This window comes from Cupriavidus sp. 30B13, from assembly GCF_049059565.2.
Lineage (GTDB): Bacteria > Pseudomonadota > Gammaproteobacteria > Burkholderiales > Burkholderiaceae > Cupriavidus.
On the sequence record NZ_CP188223.1, the window covers coordinates 3083601 to 3106995 of the forward strand.

At 68.6% G+C, this 23395-nt stretch carries 24 protein-coding genes; 17 read left to right on the forward strand and 7 right to left on the reverse strand.

Annotated elements, in window-relative coordinates:
• The first annotated feature begins 104 nt into the window (after positions 1-104).
• Both ACKI2N_RS14190 and ACKI2N_RS14195 read left to right on the forward strand, forming a co-directional pair.
• Positions 105-1337 carry a class I SAM-dependent methyltransferase gene (locus ACKI2N_RS14190; protein ID WP_420993291.1) on the forward strand — a complete coding sequence of 411 codons (1233 nt, stop codon included), beginning with the start codon at positions 105-107 and terminating at the stop codon, positions 1335-1337.
• A gap of 7 nt (positions 1338-1344) precedes the next feature.
• A complete protein-coding gene (locus tag ACKI2N_RS14195; RefSeq protein ID WP_420993292.1) occupies positions 1345-2388 on the forward strand; it encodes a DUF72 domain-containing protein in 1044 nt (347 codons plus the stop codon).
• 30 nt (positions 2389-2418) lie between these two features.
• Here the strand turns inward: ACKI2N_RS14195 and msrA are convergent, their stop codons facing one another.
• The gene (gene msrA / locus ACKI2N_RS14200; RefSeq protein ID WP_420993293.1) at positions 2419-2973 is read right to left on the reverse strand and encodes a peptide-methionine (S)-S-oxide reductase MsrA; all 555 of its coding nucleotides are present in this window, start codon (positions 2971-2973) and stop codon (positions 2419-2421) included.
• A gap of 335 nt (positions 2974-3308) precedes the next feature.
• Here msrA and ACKI2N_RS14205 point away from each other — a divergent pair, with 335 nt between their 5' ends.
• Together ACKI2N_RS14205 and ACKI2N_RS14210 are read left to right on the forward strand one after the other, a co-directional pair.
• The gene (locus ACKI2N_RS14205; protein ID WP_420993294.1) at positions 3309-3863 is read left to right on the forward strand and encodes a flavin reductase family protein; all 555 of its coding nucleotides are present in this window, start codon (positions 3309-3311) and stop codon (positions 3861-3863) included.
• 19 nt (positions 3864-3882) lie between these two features.
• Positions 3883-4347: a MarR family winged helix-turn-helix transcriptional regulator gene (locus ACKI2N_RS14210; RefSeq protein ID WP_420993295.1), complete on the forward strand. Its 465-nt coding sequence runs from the start codon at positions 3883-3885 to the stop codon at positions 4345-4347.
• 29 nt (positions 4348-4376) lie between these two features.
• Here ACKI2N_RS14210 and ACKI2N_RS14215 read toward each other — a convergent pair whose 3' ends face one another.
• A complete protein-coding gene (locus tag ACKI2N_RS14215; RefSeq protein WP_420993296.1) occupies positions 4377-4871 on the reverse strand; it encodes an Lrp/AsnC family transcriptional regulator in 495 nt (164 codons plus the stop codon).
• A 170-nt stretch (positions 4872-5041) separates the two neighbouring features.
• Here ACKI2N_RS14215 and kynB point away from each other — a divergent pair, with 170 nt between their 5' ends.
• Genes kynB through kynA form a run of 3 tightly spaced genes read left to right on the forward strand, consistent with a single transcriptional unit; the run spans position 5042 to position 7907 of the window.
• Complete coding sequence (gene kynB, locus ACKI2N_RS14220) at positions 5042-5704, forward strand: arylformamidase (protein WP_420993466.1); 663 nt, start codon at positions 5042-5044, stop codon at positions 5702-5704.
• 42 nt (positions 5705-5746) lie between these two features.
• Entirely contained in the window at positions 5747-7003 is a 1257-nt protein-coding gene (kynU, locus tag ACKI2N_RS14225) for a kynureninase (RefSeq protein WP_420993297.1), read from the forward strand.
• 13 nt (positions 7004-7016) lie between these two features.
• Complete coding sequence (kynA, locus tag ACKI2N_RS14230; RefSeq protein WP_420993298.1) at positions 7017-7907, forward strand: tryptophan 2,3-dioxygenase; 891 nt, start codon at positions 7017-7019, stop codon at positions 7905-7907.
• Positions 7908-7929: 22 nt separating this feature from the next.
• Here the strand turns inward: kynA and ACKI2N_RS14235 are convergent, their stop codons facing one another.
• Entirely contained in the window at positions 7930-8757 is an 828-nt protein-coding gene (locus tag ACKI2N_RS14235) for an IclR family transcriptional regulator (RefSeq protein WP_420993299.1), read from the reverse strand.
• Positions 8758-9041: 284 nt separating this feature from the next.
• On the opposite strand from ACKI2N_RS14235, the gene ACKI2N_RS14240 reads away from it, so the two are divergent.
• On the forward strand, positions 9042-10235 hold the full coding sequence (locus tag ACKI2N_RS14240; RefSeq protein ID WP_420993300.1) for an acyl-CoA dehydrogenase: 1194 nt from the start codon (positions 9042-9044) through the stop codon (positions 10233-10235).
• 168 nt (positions 10236-10403) lie between these two features.
• Here the strand turns inward: ACKI2N_RS14240 and ACKI2N_RS14245 are convergent, their stop codons facing one another.
• Positions 10404-11042 (reverse strand): peroxiredoxin, encoded by a 639-nt coding sequence (locus ACKI2N_RS14245; RefSeq protein WP_420993301.1) that lies wholly within the window; start codon positions 11040-11042, stop codon positions 10404-10406.
• Positions 11043-11270: 228 nt separating this feature from the next.
• On the opposite strand from ACKI2N_RS14245, the gene ACKI2N_RS14250 reads away from it, so the two are divergent.
• From ACKI2N_RS14250 to ACKI2N_RS14270, 5 genes are all read left to right on the forward strand, one after another.
• Positions 11271-11588 carry a DUF883 family protein gene (locus tag ACKI2N_RS14250; RefSeq protein WP_324291756.1) on the forward strand — a complete coding sequence of 106 codons (318 nt, stop codon included), beginning with the start codon at positions 11271-11273 and terminating at the stop codon, positions 11586-11588.
• A 159-nt stretch (positions 11589-11747) separates the two neighbouring features.
• Positions 11748-12128: a phage holin family protein gene (locus tag ACKI2N_RS14255; protein ID WP_420993302.1), complete on the forward strand. Its 381-nt coding sequence runs from the start codon at positions 11748-11750 to the stop codon at positions 12126-12128.
• Positions 12125-12652: a DUF3318 domain-containing protein gene (locus ACKI2N_RS14260; protein WP_420993303.1), complete on the forward strand. Its 528-nt coding sequence runs from the start codon at positions 12125-12127 to the stop codon at positions 12650-12652. The genes ACKI2N_RS14255 and ACKI2N_RS14260 overlap by 4 nt, the downstream gene beginning before the upstream one ends.
• A 141-nt stretch (positions 12653-12793) precedes the next feature.
• Positions 12794-13969: an AI-2E family transporter gene (locus tag ACKI2N_RS14265; protein ID WP_420993304.1), complete on the forward strand. Its 1176-nt coding sequence runs from the start codon at positions 12794-12796 to the stop codon at positions 13967-13969.
• Between the two features lie 40 nt (positions 13970-14009).
• Complete coding sequence (locus tag ACKI2N_RS14270; protein WP_420993305.1) at positions 14010-15890, forward strand: S9 family peptidase; 1881 nt, start codon at positions 14010-14012, stop codon at positions 15888-15890.
• 96 nt (positions 15891-15986) lie between these two features.
• On the opposite strand, the gene ACKI2N_RS14275 is transcribed toward ACKI2N_RS14270, so the two are convergent.
• The 3 genes from ACKI2N_RS14275 to ACKI2N_RS14285 all read right to left on the reverse strand — a co-directional run bounded on the left by ACKI2N_RS14275 (position 15987) and on the right by ACKI2N_RS14285 (position 18113).
• A complete protein-coding gene (locus tag ACKI2N_RS14275) occupies positions 15987-17090 on the reverse strand; it encodes a linear amide C-N hydrolase (protein WP_420993306.1) in 1104 nt (367 codons plus the stop codon).
• A gap of 10 nt (positions 17091-17100) precedes the next feature.
• Positions 17101-17781 carry a MarC family NAAT transporter gene (locus tag ACKI2N_RS14280; RefSeq protein WP_420993307.1) on the reverse strand — a complete coding sequence of 227 codons (681 nt, stop codon included), beginning with the start codon at positions 17779-17781 and terminating at the stop codon, positions 17101-17103.
• A 92-nt stretch (positions 17782-17873) separates the two neighbouring features.
• A complete protein-coding gene (locus ACKI2N_RS14285; RefSeq protein ID WP_420993308.1) occupies positions 17874-18113 on the reverse strand; it encodes a hypothetical protein in 240 nt (79 codons plus the stop codon).
• 255 nt (positions 18114-18368) lie between these two features.
• Between ACKI2N_RS14285 and ACKI2N_RS14290 the strand changes: the two genes are divergently transcribed.
• The 4 genes from ACKI2N_RS14290 to ACKI2N_RS14305 are packed head-to-tail and all read left to right on the forward strand — an operon-like array spanning position 18369 to position 23352.
• Positions 18369-18686, forward strand: a complete 318-nt coding sequence (locus tag ACKI2N_RS14290) for a YtcA family lipoprotein (protein WP_420993467.1) — start codon at positions 18369-18371, stop codon at positions 18684-18686.
• Positions 18683-19732 carry a multidrug transporter subunit MdtN gene (gene mdtN, locus ACKI2N_RS14295; RefSeq protein WP_420993309.1) on the forward strand — a complete coding sequence of 350 codons (1050 nt, stop codon included), beginning with the start codon at positions 18683-18685 and terminating at the stop codon, positions 19730-19732. The genes ACKI2N_RS14290 and mdtN overlap by 4 nt, the downstream gene beginning before the upstream one ends.
• Positions 19713-21776, forward strand: coding sequence for an FUSC family protein (locus ACKI2N_RS14300; RefSeq protein WP_420993310.1), 2064 nt, complete (start codon positions 19713-19715; stop codon positions 21774-21776). Before mdtN ends, ACKI2N_RS14300 begins: the two co-directional genes overlap by 20 nt.
• Positions 21763-23352 (forward strand): TolC family protein, encoded by a 1590-nt coding sequence (locus ACKI2N_RS14305; protein ID WP_420993311.1) that lies wholly within the window; start codon positions 21763-21765, stop codon positions 23350-23352. Before ACKI2N_RS14300 ends, ACKI2N_RS14305 begins: the two co-directional genes overlap by 14 nt.
• The last annotated feature ends 43 nt before the right edge of the window (positions 23353-23395 follow it).

Genomic DNA, 23395 nt, shown 5'->3' on the forward strand with positions numbered 1-23395 from the left:
AGTCATGAGCGCTTCCGCGAGGAAGCCGCCGCAAGGAGCAGGCTCCAGCCTGCCCGCTGCTGAGGTTCGAGGAGTGTGCCGCAACCGCCAATTTGGGAGGCCGCATGTTTTTCAAGCAAGCATTGGACAAGCAACTGGATCACTGGATCGCCGATCTGCGCGAGCGGGCCAACCTGCCGGTGAAGTTGCGCTTATGGAACGGCAACGAGTACCCACTCGGCCGTTTTGAACAGCCGGCCGTCACGCTGACGGTGCGCGAGGCGGGCGCCCTGCCGCTGCTGCTCACGCCGAGCCTGGACAATCTCGGCGAAGCCTACGTGCAGGAGAAGATCGACCTGGACGGCAAGCTCAGCGACATCATTTCCGTGGCCTACCGCTTCTCCGCCGCCGCCAGCGCGCAGGCCGGCGGCGCGCTGGCCCGGGTGGCGCAGCACTTCGCCCACACCAAGGCCGACGACAAAGCCTCGATCCAGTATCACTACGACGTTTCCAACGAGTTCTACGCGCTCTGGCTCGACCCGGCGATGGTCTATTCCTGCGCGTACTTCGAGCACGGCAACGAAGATCTCGCCACCGCGCAGCGCAAGAAGATCGACCACATCCTGACCAAGATCCGGCTGCAGCCCGGGCAGACCCTGCTCGACATCGGCTGCGGCTGGGGCGCGCTGGTGCTGCGCGCGGCGCAGAAGTTCGGCGCGCGCTGCGTGGGCATCACGCTGTCGCAGAACCAGTTCGACCTGGCCACCGAGCGGGTCAGGCAGGCGGGGTTGTCGGACCGCATCGAGATCCGCCTGCAGGACTACCGCGACACCGCCGGCACGTTCGACCGCATCACCAGCGTCGGCATGTTCGAGCACGTGGGCAAGGACAACCTGCCCGGCTACTTCAAGCGCATGCGCGAGCTGCTGGCCGACGACGGCTTCGCCATGAACCACGGCATCACCTCGCCCGACCCGGAGAGCGGCGCCACGCCGATGGACGGCTCCGAGTTCATGGACCGCTACGTGTTCCCGCAGGGCGAGCTGCCGCACATCGGCATGGTGCTCAACACGCTCCAGCGCGGCGGCCTCGAGGCCACCGACGTGGAGCTGATGCGCGGCCACTACAACCGCACGCTGCGCCACTGGGCGGACAACTTCGAAGCCCAGGGTGATACCATCCGCGCCATGGTGGGCGAGAAGAAATACCGCATCTGGCGCGTCTACCTGGCGGGCTGCGCGCATGCCTTCGACACCGACCAGATGTCGATCTACCAGGTGGTCTGCCACAAGGCCGGCCTGCCGGCGCAGAGCCTGCCCTGGTCGCGCCGCTATATCTACGACAAATCGCTGGACTGAAGACTGCTTGACTGAAGACCTGTTCGGCGGCCTGCCGGAAACACCCACGCCGGCCGCCGCCCCGGCCGCGCGCCCCGCGCGCGGAAAAAGCGTGCAGGCGCCGCCGCCCGATGCCGCCCTGCTCGCGCTGGCCGAACGCCTTCCCGCCGGCCTGCATCTCGGCACCTCATCGTGGTCCTACGGCGGCTGGAACGGCCTGGTCTACCACGGCGAGTACAGCGACAGCCTGCTCTCGCGCAAGGGCCTGGCCGCCTATTCGCAGCATCCGCTGCTGCGTGCGGCCGGCATCGACCGCGGCTTCTACGCGCCGATCCCGCTGGCCGACTACATTGCCTACGCGGCCCAGGTACCCGCGCACTTCCGCTTCCTGATCAAGGCGCCCGCCAGCATCTGCGATCCCTGGCTGCGCAGCGCCGAAGGCGCGGGCCGGCTGGCCAATGCCAGCTTCCTCGATGCGGGCATCGCCGCACGCGATTTCATCGAGCCGGCCACCGCGGGGCTCGCGGAGAAATGCGGCCCGCTGCTGTTCCAGCTTTCGCCGCTGGGCGCCATGGCCGCGGACAGCGCCGGCTTCCTGTCGCGGCTCGACGCCTTCCTCGGCGCGCTGCCGGCGCTCGATGCCGGCGCCAATCCGAATGCCTGCTATGCGGTGGAACTGCGCGATGCGTCCCTGCTCACGCCGCGCTTCATCAAGCTGCTGCGCGCGCGCGGCGTGCGCTTCTGCCTGTCGGCGCGCGAACGCATGCCGCCGGCCGAACGCCAGTTGCCGGCGCAGGCGCTGATGGACGAAGGCATGCCGGGGCCGCTGGTGCTGCGCTGGATGCTGCATGCAGGCTTTGCGTACGAGCAGGCCGAATCGCGCTATGCGCCGTTCGACCGGCTGCTCGACGAAGACCCGAACACACGCGCCGTGATCGCCGAGCAGGTGGTACGCACGCTGCGCGCGGGACAGCCCGCCTACGTGATCGTGAGCAACAAGGCCGAAGGCTGCGCGCCGCTGAGCTGCGTGCGGCTGGCGGAAGCCATCGCCGAGCGGCTCGCCGGGGGCTGAGCGGCGCCCGGCAGTGCGCGCCCCGGCGGATCAGCGGATCAGCAGGTGCGCGAACTTCTGCCTGAACTTGGCCAGCTTGGGCGAGATCACGAACGAGCAATAACCCTGGTTCGGATGGGTCTGGTAATAGTTCTGGTGGCTTTCCTCGGCGCGCCAGTACGGCTGGGCCGGCTCGATATGCGTCACCAGCGGGGCGTCGTACAGCTTTTGCGCGGTCACTTCGCGCATCACGTACTCGGCCGTCGCGCGCTGGGGTTCCGAGTGGGTGAAGATGACCGAGCGGTATTGGGGACCGACGTCGTTGCCTTGCCGGTTGAGCGTGGTCGGGTCGTGGATGGCGAAAAAGATCTCCAGGATCTCGCGGTACTTGATCACGGACGGGTCGAACGTCACGCGCACCACTTCGGCATGCCCCGTATCGCCGTCGCAGACCTGCTCGTAAGTCGGATGGTTCACGTGGCCGCCGGTATAACCCGATTCCACGGCCCGCACGCCCTTGACCTGCTGGTAGACCGCCTCCAGGCACCAGAAACACCCCCCGCCCAGGGTGGCAACCTCGCGCTCGCTTTCCAACTCGTTTTCCATTTTGTTTTCTCCGGCCCCGACGCTTGATTCTAACTAGCATACTCGTTCGGCGCGCCTCATGCCGCCACGGCGCGCATGGCACGGCCGCCGTGGCCTGACCTGTCCCGCGCCCGCGCGCGCGTGCCCGCCCGCTCGGCCAAAGCCGCGTCGACAGGGCGGGATCGGGACTCCGCTACAATCCCCACGACCTGTCCGGTCCGCCCGGCGCGCCCCTCGTCTGCTTGGTGCGCCAGCCCACCGATGCCCCGCGCCGGACGCCTTAGCTTGTACTTGTGCTTGTCGTCGCGGGCGCAAATAATATATGAAATTTCATGGATTCAAGTGGAGCCCGCGCTATGGGCATGCCTGAGGCCACGCCGCGCATCAGCGGCAAGGCTGCTTCTCCCGATTTCGATACGCTGCACTTCCGGCGCACGCTGTCGCAGTTCGCCACCGGAGTGACGGTGATCACCACGCGCGCGGGCCCGGGCTCGCCGCCGGGCGTGCCGTTCGTGGGCATTACCGCCAGTTCGTTCAACTCGGTGTCGCTCGATCCGCCGCTGGTGCTGTGGAGCATGGCCACGCGCGCCAACAGCCTGCCGATGTTCCGCGACGGTTCGCACTACATCATCAATGTGCTGTCGGCCTCGCAACTGGACCTGTGCCAGCGCTTCGCCACGCTCAAGGGCGACCGCTTCGCCGGCGTGGACTACCGCCTGTCCGAGAATGGCCTGCCGATCCTGGCCAATGCGCTGGCCTGGTTCGAATGCCACAACCGCAGCCGCTACGACGAAGGCGACCATGTGATCTTCGTGGGCGAAGTGGAGCGCTGCGGGGTGCATGGACTCGCCGGCGGCCCGCTGGTGTTCCACGACGGGCGCTTCGCCACCTCCGTCCCGCTCGGCGACTGAAAGCGCCCAGCGCGCGGCCATGGCGCAACCGTCCCGCTCGTCTCCATCGCCGCAGGCCGCCTTCGTGGACGGCTACCTGCCCTATCTGCTCGCGCGCGCCAGCCATCTGGTGTCGTGCGAATTCCACCGCGAGGTGGAAGCCGCCGGCTTGTCGATCCCCGAGTGGCGCGTGCTGGCCGCGCTGGCCGACCGCTCCGAGTGCACCATCGGCGCGCTGGCCGACCTTACCCTTGCCAAGCAGCCCACGCTGACCAAGCTGGTCGACCGCATGGCGGCCGGCGGGCTGGTCGCGCGCCGCAATGGCGCGCACGACCGCCGCCACGCCATGGTGTCCATCACCGCGCGCGGCCGTGCGCGCGTGCGCGCCCTGCTCGGCCAGGCGGCCCTGCACGAACGGCGGGTGCTGGACGGCTTCGGCCCGGCGCAGGCCGACCAGCTCAAGGACACGCTGCGCCGCCTGATCGCGCTGCACGCGCCGCGCTAGGCAGCGCCCGGGCCACGCTCAGGCAGCGCTCAGGCGGCCGGCGCGCCCTTGATCACCGCCAGCGGCGAGCCATCGGTCTTGATCTTCTGCAGCACGATATTGGAGCGGATGTCCATCACGCCCGGCGTGCGGTACAGCCGGTTGACGATGAAATCCGAGTAGTGCTTGAGGTTGCGCGCCTGCACCTTGAGGATGTAGTTGCTGTCGCCGGTGATGATGTAGGCCGACACCACTTCCGGCCAGGCCTGCACGGCCGCATTGAAGGTGTCGTGCCAGCCCTCCACATCGTGCCGCATCGACACCTGCACGATGGCCTCGATCTCCAGCCCGAGCCGCTCGGCGTCGAACCAGGCGCGGTAGCCGCCGATCACGCCGCTGTCTTCCAGCAGCCGCACGCGGCGCAGGCAGGCCGACGGCGACAGCGCCACGCGGTCCGCCAGGTCCTGGTTGCTGATGCGCCCGTTCTCCTGGAGGCAGGCCAGGATGCGCAGGTCGGTGGGGTCCAGGTTCGGGTCCAGGCTCATTTCGCAGATTCTTTCCATATTCCGGCATCAAACGAAATTCTATGCGAATTTGAGGCCGCCATGCGGGGTATTTAGCAAGCCTCTTGCCTGGAATATTGACTATCATGCCGTCATCGCTCCTCGCCGAGCCCGGCAACGCCGGACCCTGGCGCCACCGGCCCGCCCCGCCCATGACGAACCGCCCCGCCTCCGCTTCCAGCCCCGAGCGCCAGCTTTGGGACATCAGCCCGCCGCTGTCGCCCGACACGCCCGTGTGGCCCGGCGACACGCCGTTCCAGCAGGAGCGCGCGTGGCAGATGGACGCGCACTGCCCGGTGAACGTGGGCCGCATCACGCTGTCGCCGCATACCGGCGCGCACGCCGACGCGCCGCTGCACTATGCCGCCGACGGCGCGCCCATCGGCGCGGTCGACCTCGCGCCCTACCTCGGCCCCTGCCGCGTGATCCATTGCCTGGGCGCCGCTCCGCTGGTCGAGCCGCGCCACGTCGAACACGCGCTGGCCGGCACGCCGCCGCGCGTGCTGCTGCGGACCTACCGGGCCGCCCCGCTGGCGCAGTGGGACCCGGCGTTCTGCGCGGTGGCGCCCGCGACCATCGCGCTGCTGGCCGCCCGCGGCGTCACGCTGGTGGGCATCGACACGCCGTCGCTGGACCCGCAGGAATCCAAGACCATGGACGCGCACCGCATGGTGCGCCAGCACCGGCTGGCCATCCTCGAAGGCCTGGTGCTCGACGCCGTCGCCGCCGGCGACTATGAACTGATCGCGCTGCCGCTGCGCCTGGCCGGGCTCGACGCCAGCCCGGTGCGCGCCGTGCTGCGCAGCCTGGCCTGACGCGCCAGCCCGACCGACTCTTTTTTCCAGGAAGCGCTTCCCATGACCGCACAAAGCCGCGAGCAATGCCTCGCACTCGACCAGCAGGACCCGCTGCGCCACCTGCGCGAGCAATTCGCGCTGCCCGCGGGCGTGATCTACCTCGACGGCAACTCGCTGGGCGCGCGCCCGCGCAGCGCCGCCGCGCGCGCCGCCGCCGTGGTGAGCGAGGAATGGGGCACGGGCCTGATCCGCAGCTGGAACACGGCCGGCTGGTTCGAGCTGCCGCAGCGCCTGGGCAACAAGCTGGCCCCGCTGATCGGCGCCGGCGCGGATGAAGTGGTGGTGACGGACACCACCTCGATCAACCTGTTCAAGGTCCTGGCCGCGGCGCTGCGCGTGCAGCAGGCGCGCGACCCGAAGCGCAGGGTCATCGTCTCCGAGGCCAGCAACTTCCCCACCGATCTCTATATCGCGCAGGGCCTGGCCGACCTGCTGCAGCAAGGTTATTCGCTGCGCCTGGTCAATGCGCCGGAGGAGATCGATGCCGCGGTCGGCGCCGATACCGCGGTGCTGATGCTGACCCACGTGAACTACAAGAGCGGCGAGATGCTGGACATGGCCGCCGTGACCGGCATGGCGCACGCGCGCGGCGCGCTCACGGTGTGGGACCTGGCCCATTCGGCCGGCGCGGTGCCGGTGGCGCTGAAGGCCTCGGGCGCGGACTACGCGGTGGGCTGCACCTACAAGTACCTCAACGGCGGCCCGGGCTCGCCGGCCTTCCTGTGGGTCGCGCCCGCGCTGCGCGATGCGTTCTGGCAGCCGCTGTCGGGCTGGTGGGGCCACGCCGCGCCGTTCGCCATGGAGCCCGGCTACCGGCCGCGCGCCGGCGTCGGCCGCTTCCTGTGCGGCACCCAGCCGGTGACCTCGCTGGCGATGGTCGAATGCGGCCTCGACATCTTCGCCCAGACCGACATGCAGGCGCTGCGCGCCAAGTCGCTGCTGCTGACCGACCTCTTCATCGCGCTGGTGGAACAGCGCTGCGGCCACCATCCGCTCGAGCTGGCCACGCCGCGCGCGCATGCGCGCCGCGGCAGCCACGTCAGCTTCGCCCATCCCGACGGCTTTGCCCTGGTGCAGGCGCTGATCGAGCGCGGCGTGATCGGCGACTACCGCGAGCCGCGCATCGCGCGCTTCGGCTTCACGCCGCTGTATCTCGGCTTTGCCGACGTATGGGATGCGGTGGAGGTGCTGCGCGACGTGCTCGACAGCGGCAGCTACAAGCAGGCGCGCCACCAGGCCCGCGGCCAGGTGACCTGAGGAGGAACGCGACATGACCGCCAACAAGGGATGCCCGATGTCGGGCACGGGCAATGCCGCGCAGGCCGCGGCAGCGGACGGCGACGCCGCCTGGCACGACGCGCAGATGGACTTCGCCAAGGACATGAGCTACGGCGACTACCTGGCGCTGGACCAGATCCTCAACGCCCAGCATCCGCTCTCGCCCGAGCACAACGAGATGCTGTTCATCGTGCAGCACCAGACCAGCGAGCTGTGGATGAAGCTGGCGCTGCACGAGCTGCGCGCGGCGCGCGAGTGCGTGCGCTGCGACCGCTTGCCGCCGGCCTTCAAGATGCTCACGCGCGTGTCGCGCATCATGGAGCAGCTGGTGCAGGCGTGGAGCGTGCTGGCCACCATGACGCCGCCGGAGTATTCGGCGATGCGCCCCTACCTGGGGATGTCGTCGGGCTTCCAGTCCTACCAGTACCGCGAGATCGAGTTCATCCTCGGCAACAAGAACGCCGCCATGCTGCGCCCGCATGCGCACCGGCCCGAGCATCTGGCGCTGGTGGAAACGGCGCTGCGCACGCCGTCGCTCTACGACGAGGCGATCCGCCTGATGGCGCGGCGCGGCTTCGCCATCGACGCGGCGTGCGTCGAGCGCGACTGGACCCGGCCTGCGGGAGAAAACGCCTCGGTGGAGGCGGCGTGGCTGGAGGTCTACCGCCAGCCCGACGCGCACTGGGAACTGTATGAGCTGGGCGAGAAGTTCGTCGACCTGGAGGATGCGTTCCGCCAATGGCGCTTCCGCCATGTCACCACGGTGGAGCGCGTGATCGGCTTCAAGCGCGGCACCGGCGGCACCGAGGGCGTGAGCTATCTGCGCAAGATGCTCGACGTGGTGCTGTTTCCCGAACTGTGGAAACTGCGCACCGATCTCTGAGGCAGGCAGGCCCGGCGCGGGCTCAGAGCGCCGGGTCCGACAGCCGCGCGGCCAGCGCGCGCAGCGCCGGCGCCAGCTTGTCGTGGAACACGGCTTCCTCCACCGAGCCGTACGAGGCGCTGCAGCTCAGCATGTGCAGCTCCTTCTCCCCCACCGGCCGGAACGCCACCGCGCAGGCGTGGATGGCCGGATGCCAGTCGCGGAACGAGGCCGCGTAGCCCTGCTCCGATGCCTGCGCCACCGCCGCGCGCATCGGCGCTTCCTGCATCTTCCATTGCTCCGGGAACGCCTGCGCGAATTCCGCCAGCACGCGCTCGCGCTTGGCCGCCGGCAACGCCGCCAGGTAGGCGCGGCCCATCGAACTCGACACCAGCGACAGGCGCGACCCCACGCCCAGCCCGAGCATCACGCCGGCATCGTTGCGGATCGACTCCAGGTAGATCACCTCCATGCGCTCGCGCTTGCCGAGCGAGACCGACACGCCGTAGGACTGCGCGAACGCCAGCATGTGCGGCCGTGCCAGCGCCACCACGCCCGAAGCCGACAAGTACGCATAACCGAGCGCCAGCACGCCCGCGTCGAGCGCGTACTTGCCCAGGCTGTCGTCGTAGCGCAGGTAGCCGAGCTGCACCAGCGTGCCGGCCAGCCGGCTGACCGTCGCCTTGGGAAAGCCCGTGCGGCGCACGAAATCCTGGTTGCCCAGCATCGCTTCGCCGGTGCGGAAGCAACGCAGCAGCTCCAGGCCACGCGCCAGCGCGGCGACGAAGTTGGGATCGCTTTCGCGGGGCGCGGGCCCGGGGGCGGCATCCGCGTCCGGCGCGGCGGGCGGGGCTTGCGGTTCAGTGGCCAAGAGAGGGCTCCGGCTGGGGGATGGGAAGGCGCTGCCGCTTCCGCGGGGAAGGGCCGCGCCGGTCATGCCGATTCCGGCTATTGCACGGACCGCGCATTGCGCTATACTACATCATCGGAACAAAGTTCCGCAATGCGGAACTAAAAAGTCACGACAGACTGCGGAATGCGCCGATGCTTTCGACCCCGGGCCACCCGCGAGACTGCCCGGCCCGACCCGCAGGACCACCCTGGTGGCGCCTGCCAACACCTGCACCACACACTGCACTACCGAAGGAGACCTACATGGCTGCCAACGCCGAATTCAACTGGGCCGACCCGCTGCTGCTGGACCAGCAACTGAGCGCCGACGAGCGCATGGTGCGCGAGGCCGCCCAGGCCTATTGCCAGGACAAGCTCGCCCCGCGCGTGCTGCAATCGTTCCGCAACGAGAAGACCGATGTCGAGATCTTCCGCGAGATGGGTGAACTCGGCCTGCTCGGCCCGACCATTCCCGAGCAATACGGCGGCCCGGGCCTGAACTACGTGGCCTACGGCCTGATCGCGCGCGAAGTCGAGCGCGTGGACTCGGGCTACCGCTCGATGATGAGCGTGCAGTCCTCGCTGGTGATGGTGCCGATCTACGAATTCGGCAGCGAAGCGCAGAAGCAGAAGTACCTGCCCAAGCTGGCCAGCGGCGAGTGGATCGGCTGCTTCGGCCTGACCGAGCCGAATCACGGCTCGGACCCGGGCTCGATGGTCACGCGCGCCAGGAAGGTGGCCGGCGGCTATGAGCTGAGCGGCGCCAAGATGTGGATCACCAACTCGCCGATCGCCGACGTCTTCGTGGTGTGGGGCAAGCTGGTTGGCGACGACGGCAAGGAAGCCATCCGCGGCTTCATCCTGGAAAAGGGCTGGAAGGGCCTGTCGGCACCCGCCATCCACGGCAAGGTAGGCCTGCGCACCTCGATCACCGGCGAAATCGTCATGGACCAGGTGTTCGTGCCGGAAGAAAACCTGATGCCGGGCGTGTCCGGCCTGAAGGGTCCCTTCACCTGCCTGAACTCGGCCCGCTACGGCATCGCCTGGGGCGCGCTGGGCGCCGCCGAATTCTGCTGGCACACCGCGCGCCAGTACACCCTGGACCGCAAGCAGTTCGGCCGCCCGCTGGCCGCCAACCAGCTGGTGCAGAAGAAGCTGGCCGACATGCAGACCGAGATCACGCTGGGCCTGCAAGGCTGCCTGCGCCTGGGCCGCATGAAGGACGAAGGCACCGCGGCGGTCGAGATCACCTCGATCATGAAGCGCAATTCCTGCGGCAAGTCGCTCGACATTGCCCGCGTGGCGCGCGACATGCTCGGCGGCAACGGCATCTCGGACGAGTTCGGCGTGATCCGCCACGTGGTCAACCTCGAGGTGGTCAACACCTACGAAGGCACCCACGACATCCACGCGCTGATCCTGGGCCGCGCCCAGACCGGCATCCAGGCTTTCTACTGAAGCCTGCGCCCGCCCGTCTCCGAAGCCAGAAGCAAAAAAGCAAAAAGGCCCGGCTGCGAAGCCGGGCCAAGCACACTACCAAGGAGAGACGACGGGCGAGCCCATCGTGTTACTACACCGTGACACACCGGCCCGGCGCCGCGCGCCGGCCGGCCCGCCGCCAGGCCCCTACCGGTTGGGCTGCGGCGTCAGGCGAAGGTAAGGCCGCACGGCCTTGTAGCCCTTCGGGAATTTCTGCCTGATCACTTCCTCGTCCTTCAGCGAAGGCACGATCACCACGTCCTCGCCATCCTGCCAGTTGCCCGGCGTGGCCACGCTGTGGTTGTCGGTCAGCTGCAGCGAGTCGATCACGCGCAGGATCTCGTTGAAATTGCGCCCCGTGCTGGCCGGGTAGGTGATGATGAGGCGCACCTTCTTCTTCGGATCGATCACGAACAGCGAACGCACCGTCAGGGTCTCGTTCGCATTGGGATGGATCATGTCGTAGAGCTGCGAGACCTTGCGGTCGCCATCGGCGATGATGGGGAAATTGACCGTGGTGCCCTGCGTCTCGTTGATGTCCTTGATCCACTCGCGGTGGGATTCGACCGGGTCGACCGACAGCGCGATGACCTTCACATTGCGCTTGGCAAAATCGCCCTTGAGCTTGGCGGTCAGCCCGAGCTCGGTGGTGCAGACCGGCGTGAAGTCGGCCGGATGCGAGAACAGGACGCCCCAGCTGTCGCCAAGCCATTGATGGAAGCGAATCGGGCCCTCGCTGGAATCCTGTTCGAAATCCGGCGCAATATCGCCTAGACGTAGTGCCATCTCTGTCTCCTTACGGGCAAATTCGGGTTGAACCAGTTTAGTCCGATTGCGATCCAACCCAAACAAATATAAAGTCACTACAAAATCACCTTTTCGTCTTAAGACTTTTGCTTTACGTCACTGTCCTACACGAAGTGTCGGACTCGTGGTGTTGAAACCACGGCGTCTCCCCGCATATGCTAAGAAAGAAGGCATGAAAGCTGCCCGACAGCGTGCGAGGAAGGCAAAATGTCACAATCCGAAACCACCGCCCGCAAACAGGAGAAACTGATGAGCGATGTCAAGACCGTTTTGTCCGATGCCGAAGAACTGCTTAAGCAAGCGGCCTCGACCACCGGCGAGAAAGCTGCCGAACTGCGCGAGCGCGGCATGGGCCTGCTGAAGCAGGCCAAGGAAAAGGCCCAGGACCTCCAGGACGCCGTCGTCACCAAGAGCAAGGCGGCCGCACGCGCCACCGACGACTATGTGCACGATCATCCGTGGCGCGCCGTCGGCGTGGCGGCCGGTGTCGGCCTGCTGATCGGCCTGCTGCTCAACCGCAAGTAATCCGGATTCATTTCGAATCTGCCGGGCCGGCTGGCCCGGCGCCTGAAACGAGCGCCCTGCGCCGCGCAGGGCAAACGCCCTCCGGCGGCATGTTCCGCCGGCCCGGCTTCCCGTGCGCAACCGGTGCAGCCTCGCGCTGCACGCCCTTGCCGGAATTGCATGAGCGACCCGACCTCCTCTCCCAAGTTCATGGACGCCCTGCGCAGCCTGGCAGGATCGCTGGTGGCGATGGTGCAGACGCGCCTCGAGCTCGCCAGCGTCGAACTCGCGGAAGAACGATCGCGCCTGATGAAGATGGCCCTGCTGGCCTGCTTCGGGCTGGTGTTCTTCGGCCTGTCCATGGTCACGCTGACGTTCCTGATCGCCGTCCTGTTCTGGGACACCTACCGCTGGCAGGCCCTGGGCGCGCTGGTCCTGTTCTATCTGCTGGCCTGCGCGGTCTGCCTGGCGACGGCCCGCCACCTCGTGCGGCATGCCCCGCCGCTGTTCGAGGCCACCCTGGCCGAGATCGACAAAGACCGGGAGATCCTGCGCCGATGAGCACGCCATCCACCCCCAGCGGCGCGCCCGGTGACAGCGCCGACGACCGCGCCGACACCGCCGCGGCCCGCGATACCGGCCAGCCGCGCGCGCATCCGCGCCCGGTGCGCTATTCGCGCGAAGTGCGCCTGCCGCTGGCGATCCGCAAGGAATTGCTGATCACCCGCGCCGCGCTGGAGCGCTATGACTGCGCCCAGGCCCTGCATCAGGTGCGCGGCAGCGCGGCCCGCTTCGGCCGGCTGGGCACCTGGCTGCCGCGCATGACGCGGCCGGCCTCCTGGTTCAAGCTGCTTGGACTGGCCAGGGACTACCCCATCCTCAGCTCGACGGTATCCCTGGCGCTGCCCTTGCTGCGCAAGACCCCGGTGCTGCGCTGGGGCTGGAAGCTGGCCAAGCTCGGCAGCCTCGCCGCGGCGGGCTTCTGGGTCTACGACACCTGGCAAAAAGGTACCGCGGAAGCAAGCCGGAGCGGCGCCACCCCCGCCACCGTCGATACCGGCTTCCGCGATCCGCTGGTACGCTAGCCGGATGCAGGCCGGCCGGGCCGCCGCCGCGCGGCCCGCCCCGCCGCCAGCCCCGCGCATGGCGCGCCCGGCACGGTGTCATTCCAGGACGGGATGATCTTGCAACGCCCCCGGGATTTTCCACGCAAGGTGACCGCGCAAATGACCCAACCAGCAGATATGCAGCAGAAGGCGTTCTACCTGCTGCTGGCCGCAGTCTCGATCGCATTCTGCTTCGTGCTGTGGCCTTTCTTCGGCGCCGTGTTCTGGGGCGCCATCCTCGCCATCATCTTCACGCCGCCCAACAACTGGCTCACGCGCCGCATGGGCGGGCGCCGCAATCTCGCCGCGCTGACCACGCTGGCGCTGTGCCTGCTGATCGTGGTGCTGCCGCTGATCTTCGTGACCGGCGCGCTGATCCAGGAGATCAGCACCGTCTACCAGCAGATCAAGAGCGGGCAGCTCAATTTCGGCGCCTACTTCCAGCAGGCCGTGCACGCGCTGCCGCCGTCCGTGAACCGGGTGCTGGACCGCTTCGGCATGGCCGACATCGCCGGCGTGCAGGAGAAACTCACCGCGGGCGCGGCGCAGGGCAGCCAGCTGATCGCCACGCAGGCGCTCAGCATCGGCCAGAACACGTTCCAGTTCGTCATCAGCTTCGGCGTGATGCTGTACCTGCTGTTCTTCCTGCTGCGCGACGGCCCGCAGATCTCGCGCCGCATCGTGCAGGCCATCCCGCTGAGCGAGCCGCACAAGCAGCACCTGCTGCGCAAGTTCACCACGGTGGCGCGCGCCACCGTCAAGGGCAATATCGTGGTGGCCGCGGTGCAGGGCGCGCTGGGCGGGCTGATCTTCTGGTTCCTCGGCATCCAGGGCTCGCTGCTGTGGGGCGTGCTGATGGCCTTCCTCTCGCTGCTGCCGGCGGTCGGCGCGGCGCTGATCTGGGGGCCCGTGGCGATCTACTTCCTGCTCACCGGCGCCGTCGGCAAGGGCGCGATCCTGATCGGCTTCTGCGTGGTGGTGATCGGCACGGTGGACAACGTGCTGCGCCCGCTCCTGGTCGGCAAGGACACCCGCATGCCGGACTGGGTGGTGCTGATCTCCACGCTGGGCGGCATGGCGCTGTTCGGCCTGAACGGCTTCGTCATCGGGCCCCTGATCGCCGCCCTGTTCATCGCCAGCTGGGACCTATCCACCTCCACGCGCGACGAGATCGAACGCCGCGAGGCCGCGCAGGACCAGGCCGCGGCAACCCCGCCGGCGCCGGACGCGGCGGCCGGCCCCGCCGCCCCGCCCGCCCCGCGGGACCGCCGCGCGGCCGCGGAACGCACCGAGTAAGCGCGCCGCGGGCCTCCCCGAATCCCTTCAGGAGCAAGCCTTGAACCAGAGCAACGCAACACCCAGGCACTACACGGTGCGCGAGCTGTTCCGCAAGCCGGACCGCTCCCAGTTCTCGATCTCGCCGGACGGGCGCCACCTTTCCTTCCTGGCGCGCCACCAGGGCCGCCAGAACATCTTCGTGCAGGCCATCGATGCCGATGGCAACCTGCTCGGCGAAGCGCGCCCGCTGACCGGCGAGACCGAGCGCGACCTGCCCTTCCACACCTGGAAGGGCAATGCGCACATCCTCTACATCAAGGACTTCGGCGGCGACGAGAATTTCCACGTGCTGTCGGTGCCGGTCGACGGCGGCGAGCCGCTGGACCTGACGCCGTACCCGGGTGTGCGCGCGGAAGTCCTCGACGACCTCGAGGACGACGAGCGCCACATCCTGCTGTCCCACAACAAGCGCGACCCGCAGGTCTTCGACGTGCTGCGCGTGGACGTGGTGACCGGCGAGTCCGTGCAGATCGCCGAGAACCCCGGCAACGTGATGAGCTGGGGCACCGACCACGCCGGGCGCCTGCGCGTGGCCTCGGCCAGCGACGGCGTCAACACCACCCTGCTCTACCGCGACACCGAGGACGAGCCGTTCCGCCCGATCCTCACCACGGACTTCCGCGACACGGTCTCGCCGCTGTTCTTCACCTTCGACGACGCTCGGCTCTACGTGCAGTCGAACCGTGGCCGCGACAAGCTCGCCATCTTCGAGTTCGACCCGCACACCGCGCAGGAAGGCAAGCTGGTATTCGAGCACGGCGAAGTCGACGTCGGCGGCCTCGGGTATTCGCGCCGGCGCCGCGTGCTGACGGCGGCCTGGTACACCGACTGGAAGACGCGCCGCCATTTCTTCGACGCGCGCAGCGAGCAGATCCACGCCGACCTGGAGCGCCAGTTGCCCGGCTACGAGCATCACGTCACCAGCATCACGCGCGACGAGACCCGCATGATCGTCTCGGCGTCGAGCGACCGCACCACCGGCACGCGCTACCTGTACGACAGCAACACCGGCAAGCTGGTCTCGCTCGGCCAGATCCTGCCGTGGCTCGACGAGGCCGACATGGCGCCGATGCAGCCGGTCAGCTTCACCTCGCGCGACGGCCTGCAGCTGCATGGCTACCTCACGCTGCCGCCGGGAGCCGAGGCCCGTGACCTGCCGCTGGTGGTCAACCCGCACGGCGGCCCATGGACGCGCGACGTGTGGGGCTTCAACCCCGAAGTGCAGCTGCTGGCCAACCGCGGCTACGCCGTGCTGCAGATCAACTTCCGCGGCTCCACCGGCTACGGGCGCAAGTTCTGGGAAGCCAGCTTCAAGCAGTGGGGCCGGACCATGCAGAACGACATCGACGACGGCGTCGACTGGCTGGTCGCCCAGGGCATCGCCGACCCGCGCCGCGTGGCGATCTACGGCGGCAGCTACGGCGGCTATGCCGTGCTCGCGGGCGTGGCCTTCACGCCGGAGCGCTACGCCGCGGCCATCGACTACGTGGGTGTGTCGAACCTGTTCACGCTGCTCGAGACCATTCCCGCCTACTGGAAGCCGATGCTCGACATGCTCTACGAGATGATCGGCAACCCCAACGACGAGAACGACCGCAAGGCCATGCACGATGCCTCGCCGGTGTTCTTCGCCGACCGCATCCGCACGCCGCTGCTGGTGGCCCAGGGCGCCAACGACCCGCGCGTCAAGCAGGCCGAGAGCGACCAGATCGTCGAGGCGCTACGCAAGCGCGGCGTGGACGTGGCCTACCTGCTCAAGGAAAACGAAGGGCACGGCTTCCACAACGAGGAAAACCGCTTCGATTTCTACGAGGCGATGGAGGCGTTCCTGGCCAAGCATCTCGCCAAGCCCCCCGCCCAGGCCGGCGGCCAGCCATGAGCGCAGGCGCGCGGACCCGGTCCCGGTCCGCGCAGGCAGGCACGAAGGCGTAGCGCTTGCCCGCTACGCCTTTTTTCATTTCATTGCCCCTGCGCTTCAGGGCGCCGGCGCCGGCATGAACGCGAATGACGGCGTCGGCACGAACGACGCCGACACCTCTCCCGAATAGACCTGCCCCTTGTCCATCGTGAGCTTCAGCACCGGCGCGCCGGCCCTCAGGTTGAGCTTGTTCAACGATACCCAGAACGTGTCCGGGCGCGTGGCCGAGTCGAAGTAGTAGACCAGGTTCTTGTGGTCGGACGCGGTGCGCCAGATGGTCGAGGACAGGTTGGGCTGGTCCGGCGTGCTGATGCCGAGCGGCACGCTGACGGAACGCATCACGCTCATCACGCCGGCCACGGCCTGGAACGCGTACGACCGGTTGGGCACGCCGGCGATGTAGTTCGGATCGAGCTGCTTCGGAATCGCGTCGAGCAGGAACGACGCGCGCACGAAGCGGTCCGCGGCGCGATTGGTGCCCGGCAGGAACGTCAGGCCGCCGACGCCTTTCCAGTAGGTGTCGAGCGCCAGCTGCTCGCTGTAGACCGGTGAGTTCGTCATGACCTTGAACGCCTTGCCGTGATGGATGACGAGCTTGCCGCCGAGATACTCGAGGATGGCCGAATCGCCTTGCGCGTCCGAGAGCGAAAGATGGATCGTCAGCGGCTTGCCGTTGGGCAACGGCGGCGCGATGACCTGGAAGGGATTCTGGCCCAGTACGCCGACCGCTTCGGCGACGGTGGCGAAATTGTCGAGCGCATACTGCGCCCACAAGCTGATGGCGATCCCCGCGCGGCGCGCATCGGGCTTGCCGTAGTCGGTCTCCGCGAGATACAGCGCATTGGCGACCAGCCCGCGCTCGTTCATGCCGTCGACGCTGCCGATCTCGTAACCCGACACGATCACGCTGCCGTATTTCGACGTCCAGCGCGGCGAGCGCGGCCCGGCGGCACCCTCGCGTTCGATGCCGGCGGGAAACGCCCAGAGATTGGAGCCCATGTCCTCGGACCAGTCCATCGAGCGTCCGGTGATCACCTGGCCGTCCGCGCCGACGTACAGCACGCGCGTGCAGCCGTACGCGAACGAGGCGCCCAGCACGGTCAGCACGATGGCGGCCGCGCCCAGCGCCGCGAGCCGGAACTTCCGAAGATGCCGCAACATGATGTTCTCCTCAGCGCGCCGCAGCGGCGACTTCCAGCGTGCCGTCGATCACGAACTGCACGCCCATGCAGACCAGCAGGAAACCCATCACGCGCGAAATGGCTTCGACGCTGCCATTGCCGAGAAAGCGCACGAGTTGCGTGGACGAGCGCAGGCAGATCCAGAACAGCAGCCCCAGCAGCACCGCGACGATCACCGGGGCCGCCGCCAGGACCCATTCGGCATACGCGTCCTGCTTGCCGCTGAGCTTGGACGCGAGGCTGATGACGATCGCAATGGAACCGGGCCCGGCGGTACCCGGAAATGCCAGCGGCACGAAGGCGATATCGGCGGAATTCTCCTGGCTTTGCTCGGCTTTTTTCTTGCCGGTTTCCGGAATTTCCGTCACCGGCGCCGATGGAAAAAGCATCTTGAAACCAAGAAAGGAAACGATCAGGCCACCCGCGATGCGCATGCCCGGAATCGATATGTCAAAGGTGCGCATGATCCACGTGCCGGAGTAATAGGCCACCAGCATGATCGATGTCACGTAGCAGGCGCCGAGCCAGATCTGGCGCTTGCGCCTGGCGTCCGGCATATGCGCGCCCAGCGCCAGCAGCAGGGACATGGATGTCAGCGGGTTGGCCAGCGGAAGCATCAGCGTCAAGCCGATGCCCACCAGCCTGAACAGCTGGAGAATCTCTGCGCTCATATGGAGCCACTCCCGAAGTCAGCGATGCGGATTCTTGGCCGGAACGAATGCGTTCATGATAGCGCAGTTCAATTTCTTATCGCATATAAAAATTAAATCCCGGAATTATCTAAAAAAAATTTACCCGACGATTGATAAGACTCCACGGCTGTTTTATTCCGAATCGTCCTGTTAAATCCGGTGCGCATGCGCATAGTACTAACCACGGCCATCGCCATCGGGCGGAACGGATCGGACCGGCTGCCGGCCGCAACCATGGCCGGCGGCTCGCCGGCACCGCCGCGGATTTCCCCCGTGCGCCACCGCCGCAGCAACCCTTGGACAAGGCGCATTCCGTGCTGCTATATTGCCTGCATTGTTTCCGACATGGCGGCATGGAAGCGAGCTGGCAGATCCTTGAAACCGATCATTGCACTGACGATGTTTCAGACAGAAAGCAGCGCACTCACGCCCTTCGGGCAATGGACTTGCGGCCGCCGCGGCGTCCGGCCATTCCGCCGGCCGCGGCTGGCATGGCGGACGCGCGCCGCGCGCATGCATGGCGTGGCAACGTCCGCGTGCCACGCGCCCGGCCCGGATGCCCGGCAATGACGGCGGACAAATCCGGCCCGCGGCCGTTTCAACGCGTATCCGCGCCGGCCGCGCTCGCTGCGCTCGCCGCGTTGTGTAGCCCCCTGCAGGGCTGCGCCTTTGCCGGCGCCCCCGCCTTTGACCTGTTCGGCGCGTACTTTCCGCTCTGGCTGCTGAGCGCGCTGGCCGGCGCGCTCGGCGCGGCGATCGCGTACCGGGTATTCGTCGCCACGGGATGGGCGCAGATCGTGCCTTGCCAGTTGCTGGTCAACACCGCAATCGGCGTGACGGTCGCCGTGTTCGTCTGGTTGCTCGGAACGGGACAATTTCCATGAAGCTGGCCGGCGCACGCCACACCGCCATCCGCGGCCGCCTGATTGCCGCGGCCATCGTCGCGCTGAGCATCGGCATGGCGCTCTACGCGTATCACCGCATCACGCGCTTCCCGTCCTCGGACGACGCGACGCTCGACGCCGACGTGGTCCACATGGCGTCGCCGGTGGGCGGCAGGATTGCCCGGCTCTGGGTCACGGAAAACCAGCAGGTCGCCAAGGGCGCGCCGCTGTTCCAGATCGACCCCGAGCCTTACCGGCTGGCCGTCGCCCAGGCGCAGGCGGACCTGGAACTGGCACAGGCGGCGCTCGGCACCCGGCGCCGCACCATCGCCAGCGAACAGGCCGCCGCGTCGATCGCCTCCGAGCAGGCGGCGCGCGCCGCGCAGAACTATGCGCTGACAGCGCGCACGGTGGAACGCCTGCGCCCGCTGGAGGCGGACGGCTACGTGCCGACCCAGCAACTGGACCAGGCCCAGGTCACGCAGCGCGATGCGGCGATCTCGCTCAAGCAGGCCAAGGTGCAGCGCTCCGCGTCGGCCCAGGCGGTGGGCGACGCGGCCGATGCGGTGGCGGCAGTGCACGCGCGCCAGGCCGCGCTGGCCATCGCGCAGCGCGCGCTGGACGACACGCTGGTGCGCGCGCCCCACGACGGCCGCGTCACCGGGCTGACGGTCTTGTCCGGCGAAGTCGTGGTGCCCAACCAGTCCATCTTCGTGCTGATCCATACCGGCGAATGGTTCGCCGTGGCCAATTTCCGCGAAACCGTGCTCTCCGAGATCAAGGCCGGCGACTGCGCGACGGTCTACTCCCTGATCGACCGCAGCCGCGCCATCCGCGGCACGGTGACCGGCATCGGCGCCGGCGTGGTCGACACCGACCGCGTCAACCTGCCGCGCTCGCTGCCCTACGTGCAGGCCTCGGTGAACTGGGTGCGCGTGGCGCAGCGCTTCCCGGTGCGCATCCACCTGGAGGAGGCGCCCGAGGCGCTCGCCAGGATCGGCGCGAGCGCGACCGTCGAGATCCGGCATGGCGCGGCCTGCCGCTGACGGGATGCGGCTGCGCGCGGGCGACATCGCCCGGCTGCTCGCGCCCGCGCCGGGGCGCGCGCAGGCGAGCGCCCGCATCGCGCTGACCTGCACGCTGGTGGTGCTGGTGACCTGCATCTACCGCACGCCCGAGGCCGCGATCTCGGCCTATGTGGTGTTCTTCATCAACCGGCCCGACCGCACCAGCAGCATCCTGATGAGCGTCGCCGCGCTGGTGCTGCTCAGCTTCGTGATCGGGCTGGTGATACTGGTCGCGGTCTTCTGCATCGACAGCCCGGGGCTGCGGGTGGCCTGCATCGTGCTGCTGTCGGCCGGCCTGCTGTTCCTGACCTCGGCCAGCAAGCTGCGCCCCATCGGCGCCATCGTGGCCATGATCACCGGCTTCGCGCTCGACGAACTCGGCGTGGCCCCCATCGGCGAGGCGGCCACGCGCGGCCTGCTCTATGCGTGGCTGATGGTGGCGATTCCCATCGGCGTCAACGTGGCGGTCAACCTGGCGTGCGGCCGCTCGCCGCGCCGCCTGGCCTGCGGCCGGCTGGCGCAATGCCTGCGCGCCGCCGCGGGCAGCCTGCGCGCGCCGGCGGCCGAAGCCAGCCGCGCCGCGCTCGACGCGTGCCTGCGGGAAGCCGTGCCGCCGGTGGCCGGCTGGCTGTCGCTGGCCAAGCTCGAAGGCACGCTGCCGCCCGCCGACCTGGCGGCATTGCGCCACGCCGCGGCCTCCACCACCGCGATCCTGCTGGCGACCGACGCCGTCACCCGCGCACCGTGCGATCGCCTGCCGGCCGCGCTGGCGGCGGCGATCGCCGACACCCTGGACGAGATGGCCAGCATGCTCGACCAGGGCGGCTATCCGGTCGACATCGCACTGATGCTGCCGCCGGCGCAACGGCTCCCGGCCGCGGCGGAAACGGTCGCGGCGAATCTGGTGTCGGCCATCAACGGCTACGCGCAAGTCCCGGCGCCGGCGCCTGCCGCGCCGGACGGCAAGGCAGCAGACAATGCGGCAGGCAAAGCCCCAGACCAGGCAACCGACAAGGCAGGCGACAAAGCGCACGCGTCCTCCTTCTTCCTGCCCGACGCGTTCTCGAATCCCGACCACGTCCGCTATGCGCTGAAGACCACGGCCGCGGCCACGTTCTGCTATCTGCTCTACATGCAGCTCGACTGGCCCGGCATCCACACCTGCTTCATCACCTGCTACCTGGTATCGCTGGGCACCGCGGCCGAGACCGTGGAGAAGCTGACGCTGCGGCTGGCCGGCTGCGCGGCCGGCGCGCTGCTCGGCACCGCCGCGCTCGTGTTCGTGGTTCCATCGCTCACGTCGGTCGGCGCGCTGCTGGCGCTGGTGTTTGCCGGCACGCTGGTGTCGGCGTGGATCGGGCAAGGCTCGCCGCGCATCGCCTACGCCGGCTTCCAGGTCGCCTTCGCCTTCTTCCTGTGCGTCCTGCAGGGCGCCGCGCCGGGCTTCGACCTGACCATCGCGCGCGACCGCATCGTCGGCGTGATGCTCGGCAACGTCGTGGTCTATCTCGTCTTCACGCGGGTCTGGCCGGTCAGCATCGCCGGCCGCATCGACGCCGCGCTGGCGAACCTTGCCGCGCAATGGGAAAGACTGGCCGCGACCCGGCATGCCGACACGCGGCGGCAGCAAGCGGCCGCCGCGCTGGCGCTGCAGGGCACCATCCGGGAAGACCTTGCGCTGGCCCGTTACGAGCCCGCCTCGATCGGGCCCGCGCCGGCGTGGCTCGGTGACAGGCATCAGGCCCTCGACAGGCTCGGCGCGATGGCCGGCCCGCTATTCGTGCTGGCCGAGACATGCCCTGGCGATCCCGAGATCGTGCGCAGGCTGCGCCGCGCGGGCATCGGGCCCGCCGGCGACACCGCCGGCCCGGTGCCGCCCGCCACGGAGCAGCCCGCGCAGGACACGCGCGCAGCCACGGCGCGCTCGGCGCTGCTCGGGCTCATCGACACACGCCTGGCCGAGAGCGGCCGGGCCGCACCGCACGAAGCCGCAAAGGAATCTCCTCTTCATGCACCCACCTAGTTTGCCGGCGGCCCTCGCGATGCTGGCCGCAGTGGCCGTGGCCGGCTGCGCCACCTCGTCCCTGGAGATGGCCCCCGCGCGGCCGGACCGCCCCTGGCAACCGCCAACCGCCGCCGGCGGGGAAATCGTGCCGGGCCCGCCGAAGCCGGCTTCCACGCCCTCGTCCACCTACGTCCTGCCCGCCAATAGCGCGCTCGCGGCGCTGCCGCAGCCGCCGGACCTCGATGCCGCGCACGCCTACACGCTCACCGAACTGATCGACATGGCGGAATCCGCCAACCCGCTGACCCGCATCGCCTGGAACGACGCGCGCACCGCGGCGCTCGCGGCCGGCATCGCGAAGAGCGCCTATCTTCCGCAGATCTCCGCCACCGCCATGGGCGGCTACCAGAGCGGCCATGGCTCCACCTCGACCGTGCTCGGGCAAGCGTCGGCCAATGCCTCGGCGCACGGCGCGATCTCGGTACTGTCGCTGCAATGGCTGCTGTTCGATTTCGGCGAGCGCGCGAACCTCGTCGACGCCGTGGAGCAGACGTCGGTGGCGGCGAACATCGCCTTTTCAGCCGCGCACCAGCTCGTGATCCACGATGTCAGCGTGGCCTTCTACCTCTACCAGGCCGCGCGCTCGCGCGCCGGCACGGCGCAGCAGGCGCTGCACAACGCGGACGCCGTCCTCGCCGCGGCCCAGGCGCGCCGCCAGCAAGGCATCGGCACCGTGGTCGAGGTCGCCCAGGCCACCCAGAACCGCGCCCAGGCCAACCTGGCCCTGGTGCAGGCGCGGGGCGCGGAAAGCAACGCCTATCTCAGCCTGGTCTCGGCCATCGGCGTCTCGCCGCTCGCCAAGCCAAGGATCGCCGAGCTGCCGGTCCGTCCCCTGTCGCCCGCGCTGCGCAGCTCGGTCGAACAGATCGTCGAAACCGCCATTGCCAGGCGGCCGGATATCCTCGGCGCCTACGCCGTCGAAAAAGCCAGCCAGGCGAAGGTCAAGGCGGCCGAGGCGGAATTCCTGCCCAAGGTCTTCGTTTCCGCCTTCACCTCCTACGCTTCGGGCGGAACGGCGATCAGCGCCCTGCCCGCGGTCGGCCAGCAGGCACCGACCGTGAACCTCAACGGCAGCCGCTACGGCGGCAGCGTGTTCCTCGGCATCACCATTCCGCTCTACGACGGCGGGCTGCGGTCCGCCGTGCTCGCGCAGGCGCGCAACAACGCCGAGAACGCCTCGACCAAGCTGACGCGGGCCAAGGAAGACGCGGTCCGGCAGGTCGTCATGAGCCAGAATGCCCTGGAAACCAGCCTCGCCGCGCATGAAGCGGCCCAGGCGCTGGCCGCGGCCGCCCAGACCACGTTCGATGCGGCCTTCGCCGCCTATCGCAAGGGCGTGGGCACGATCACCGATGCCACGCTGGCGCAAACTCAGCTGCTGCTGGCCAGGAATGCCGCCGTGGACAGCTATAGCGGCGCCTTGTCCGCGGCGGCCTCGCTGGCGCTGGCCACGGGTGCCATCGGCGCGATACGTGACGAATCCGACCCGACCGGCCGCCCGGTCTTCGCGCCCTCCCCCGGCCGCAACGGCTGACCTGCCGGGCGGGCGGACCGACGCGGCCAGCATCCACGCCACC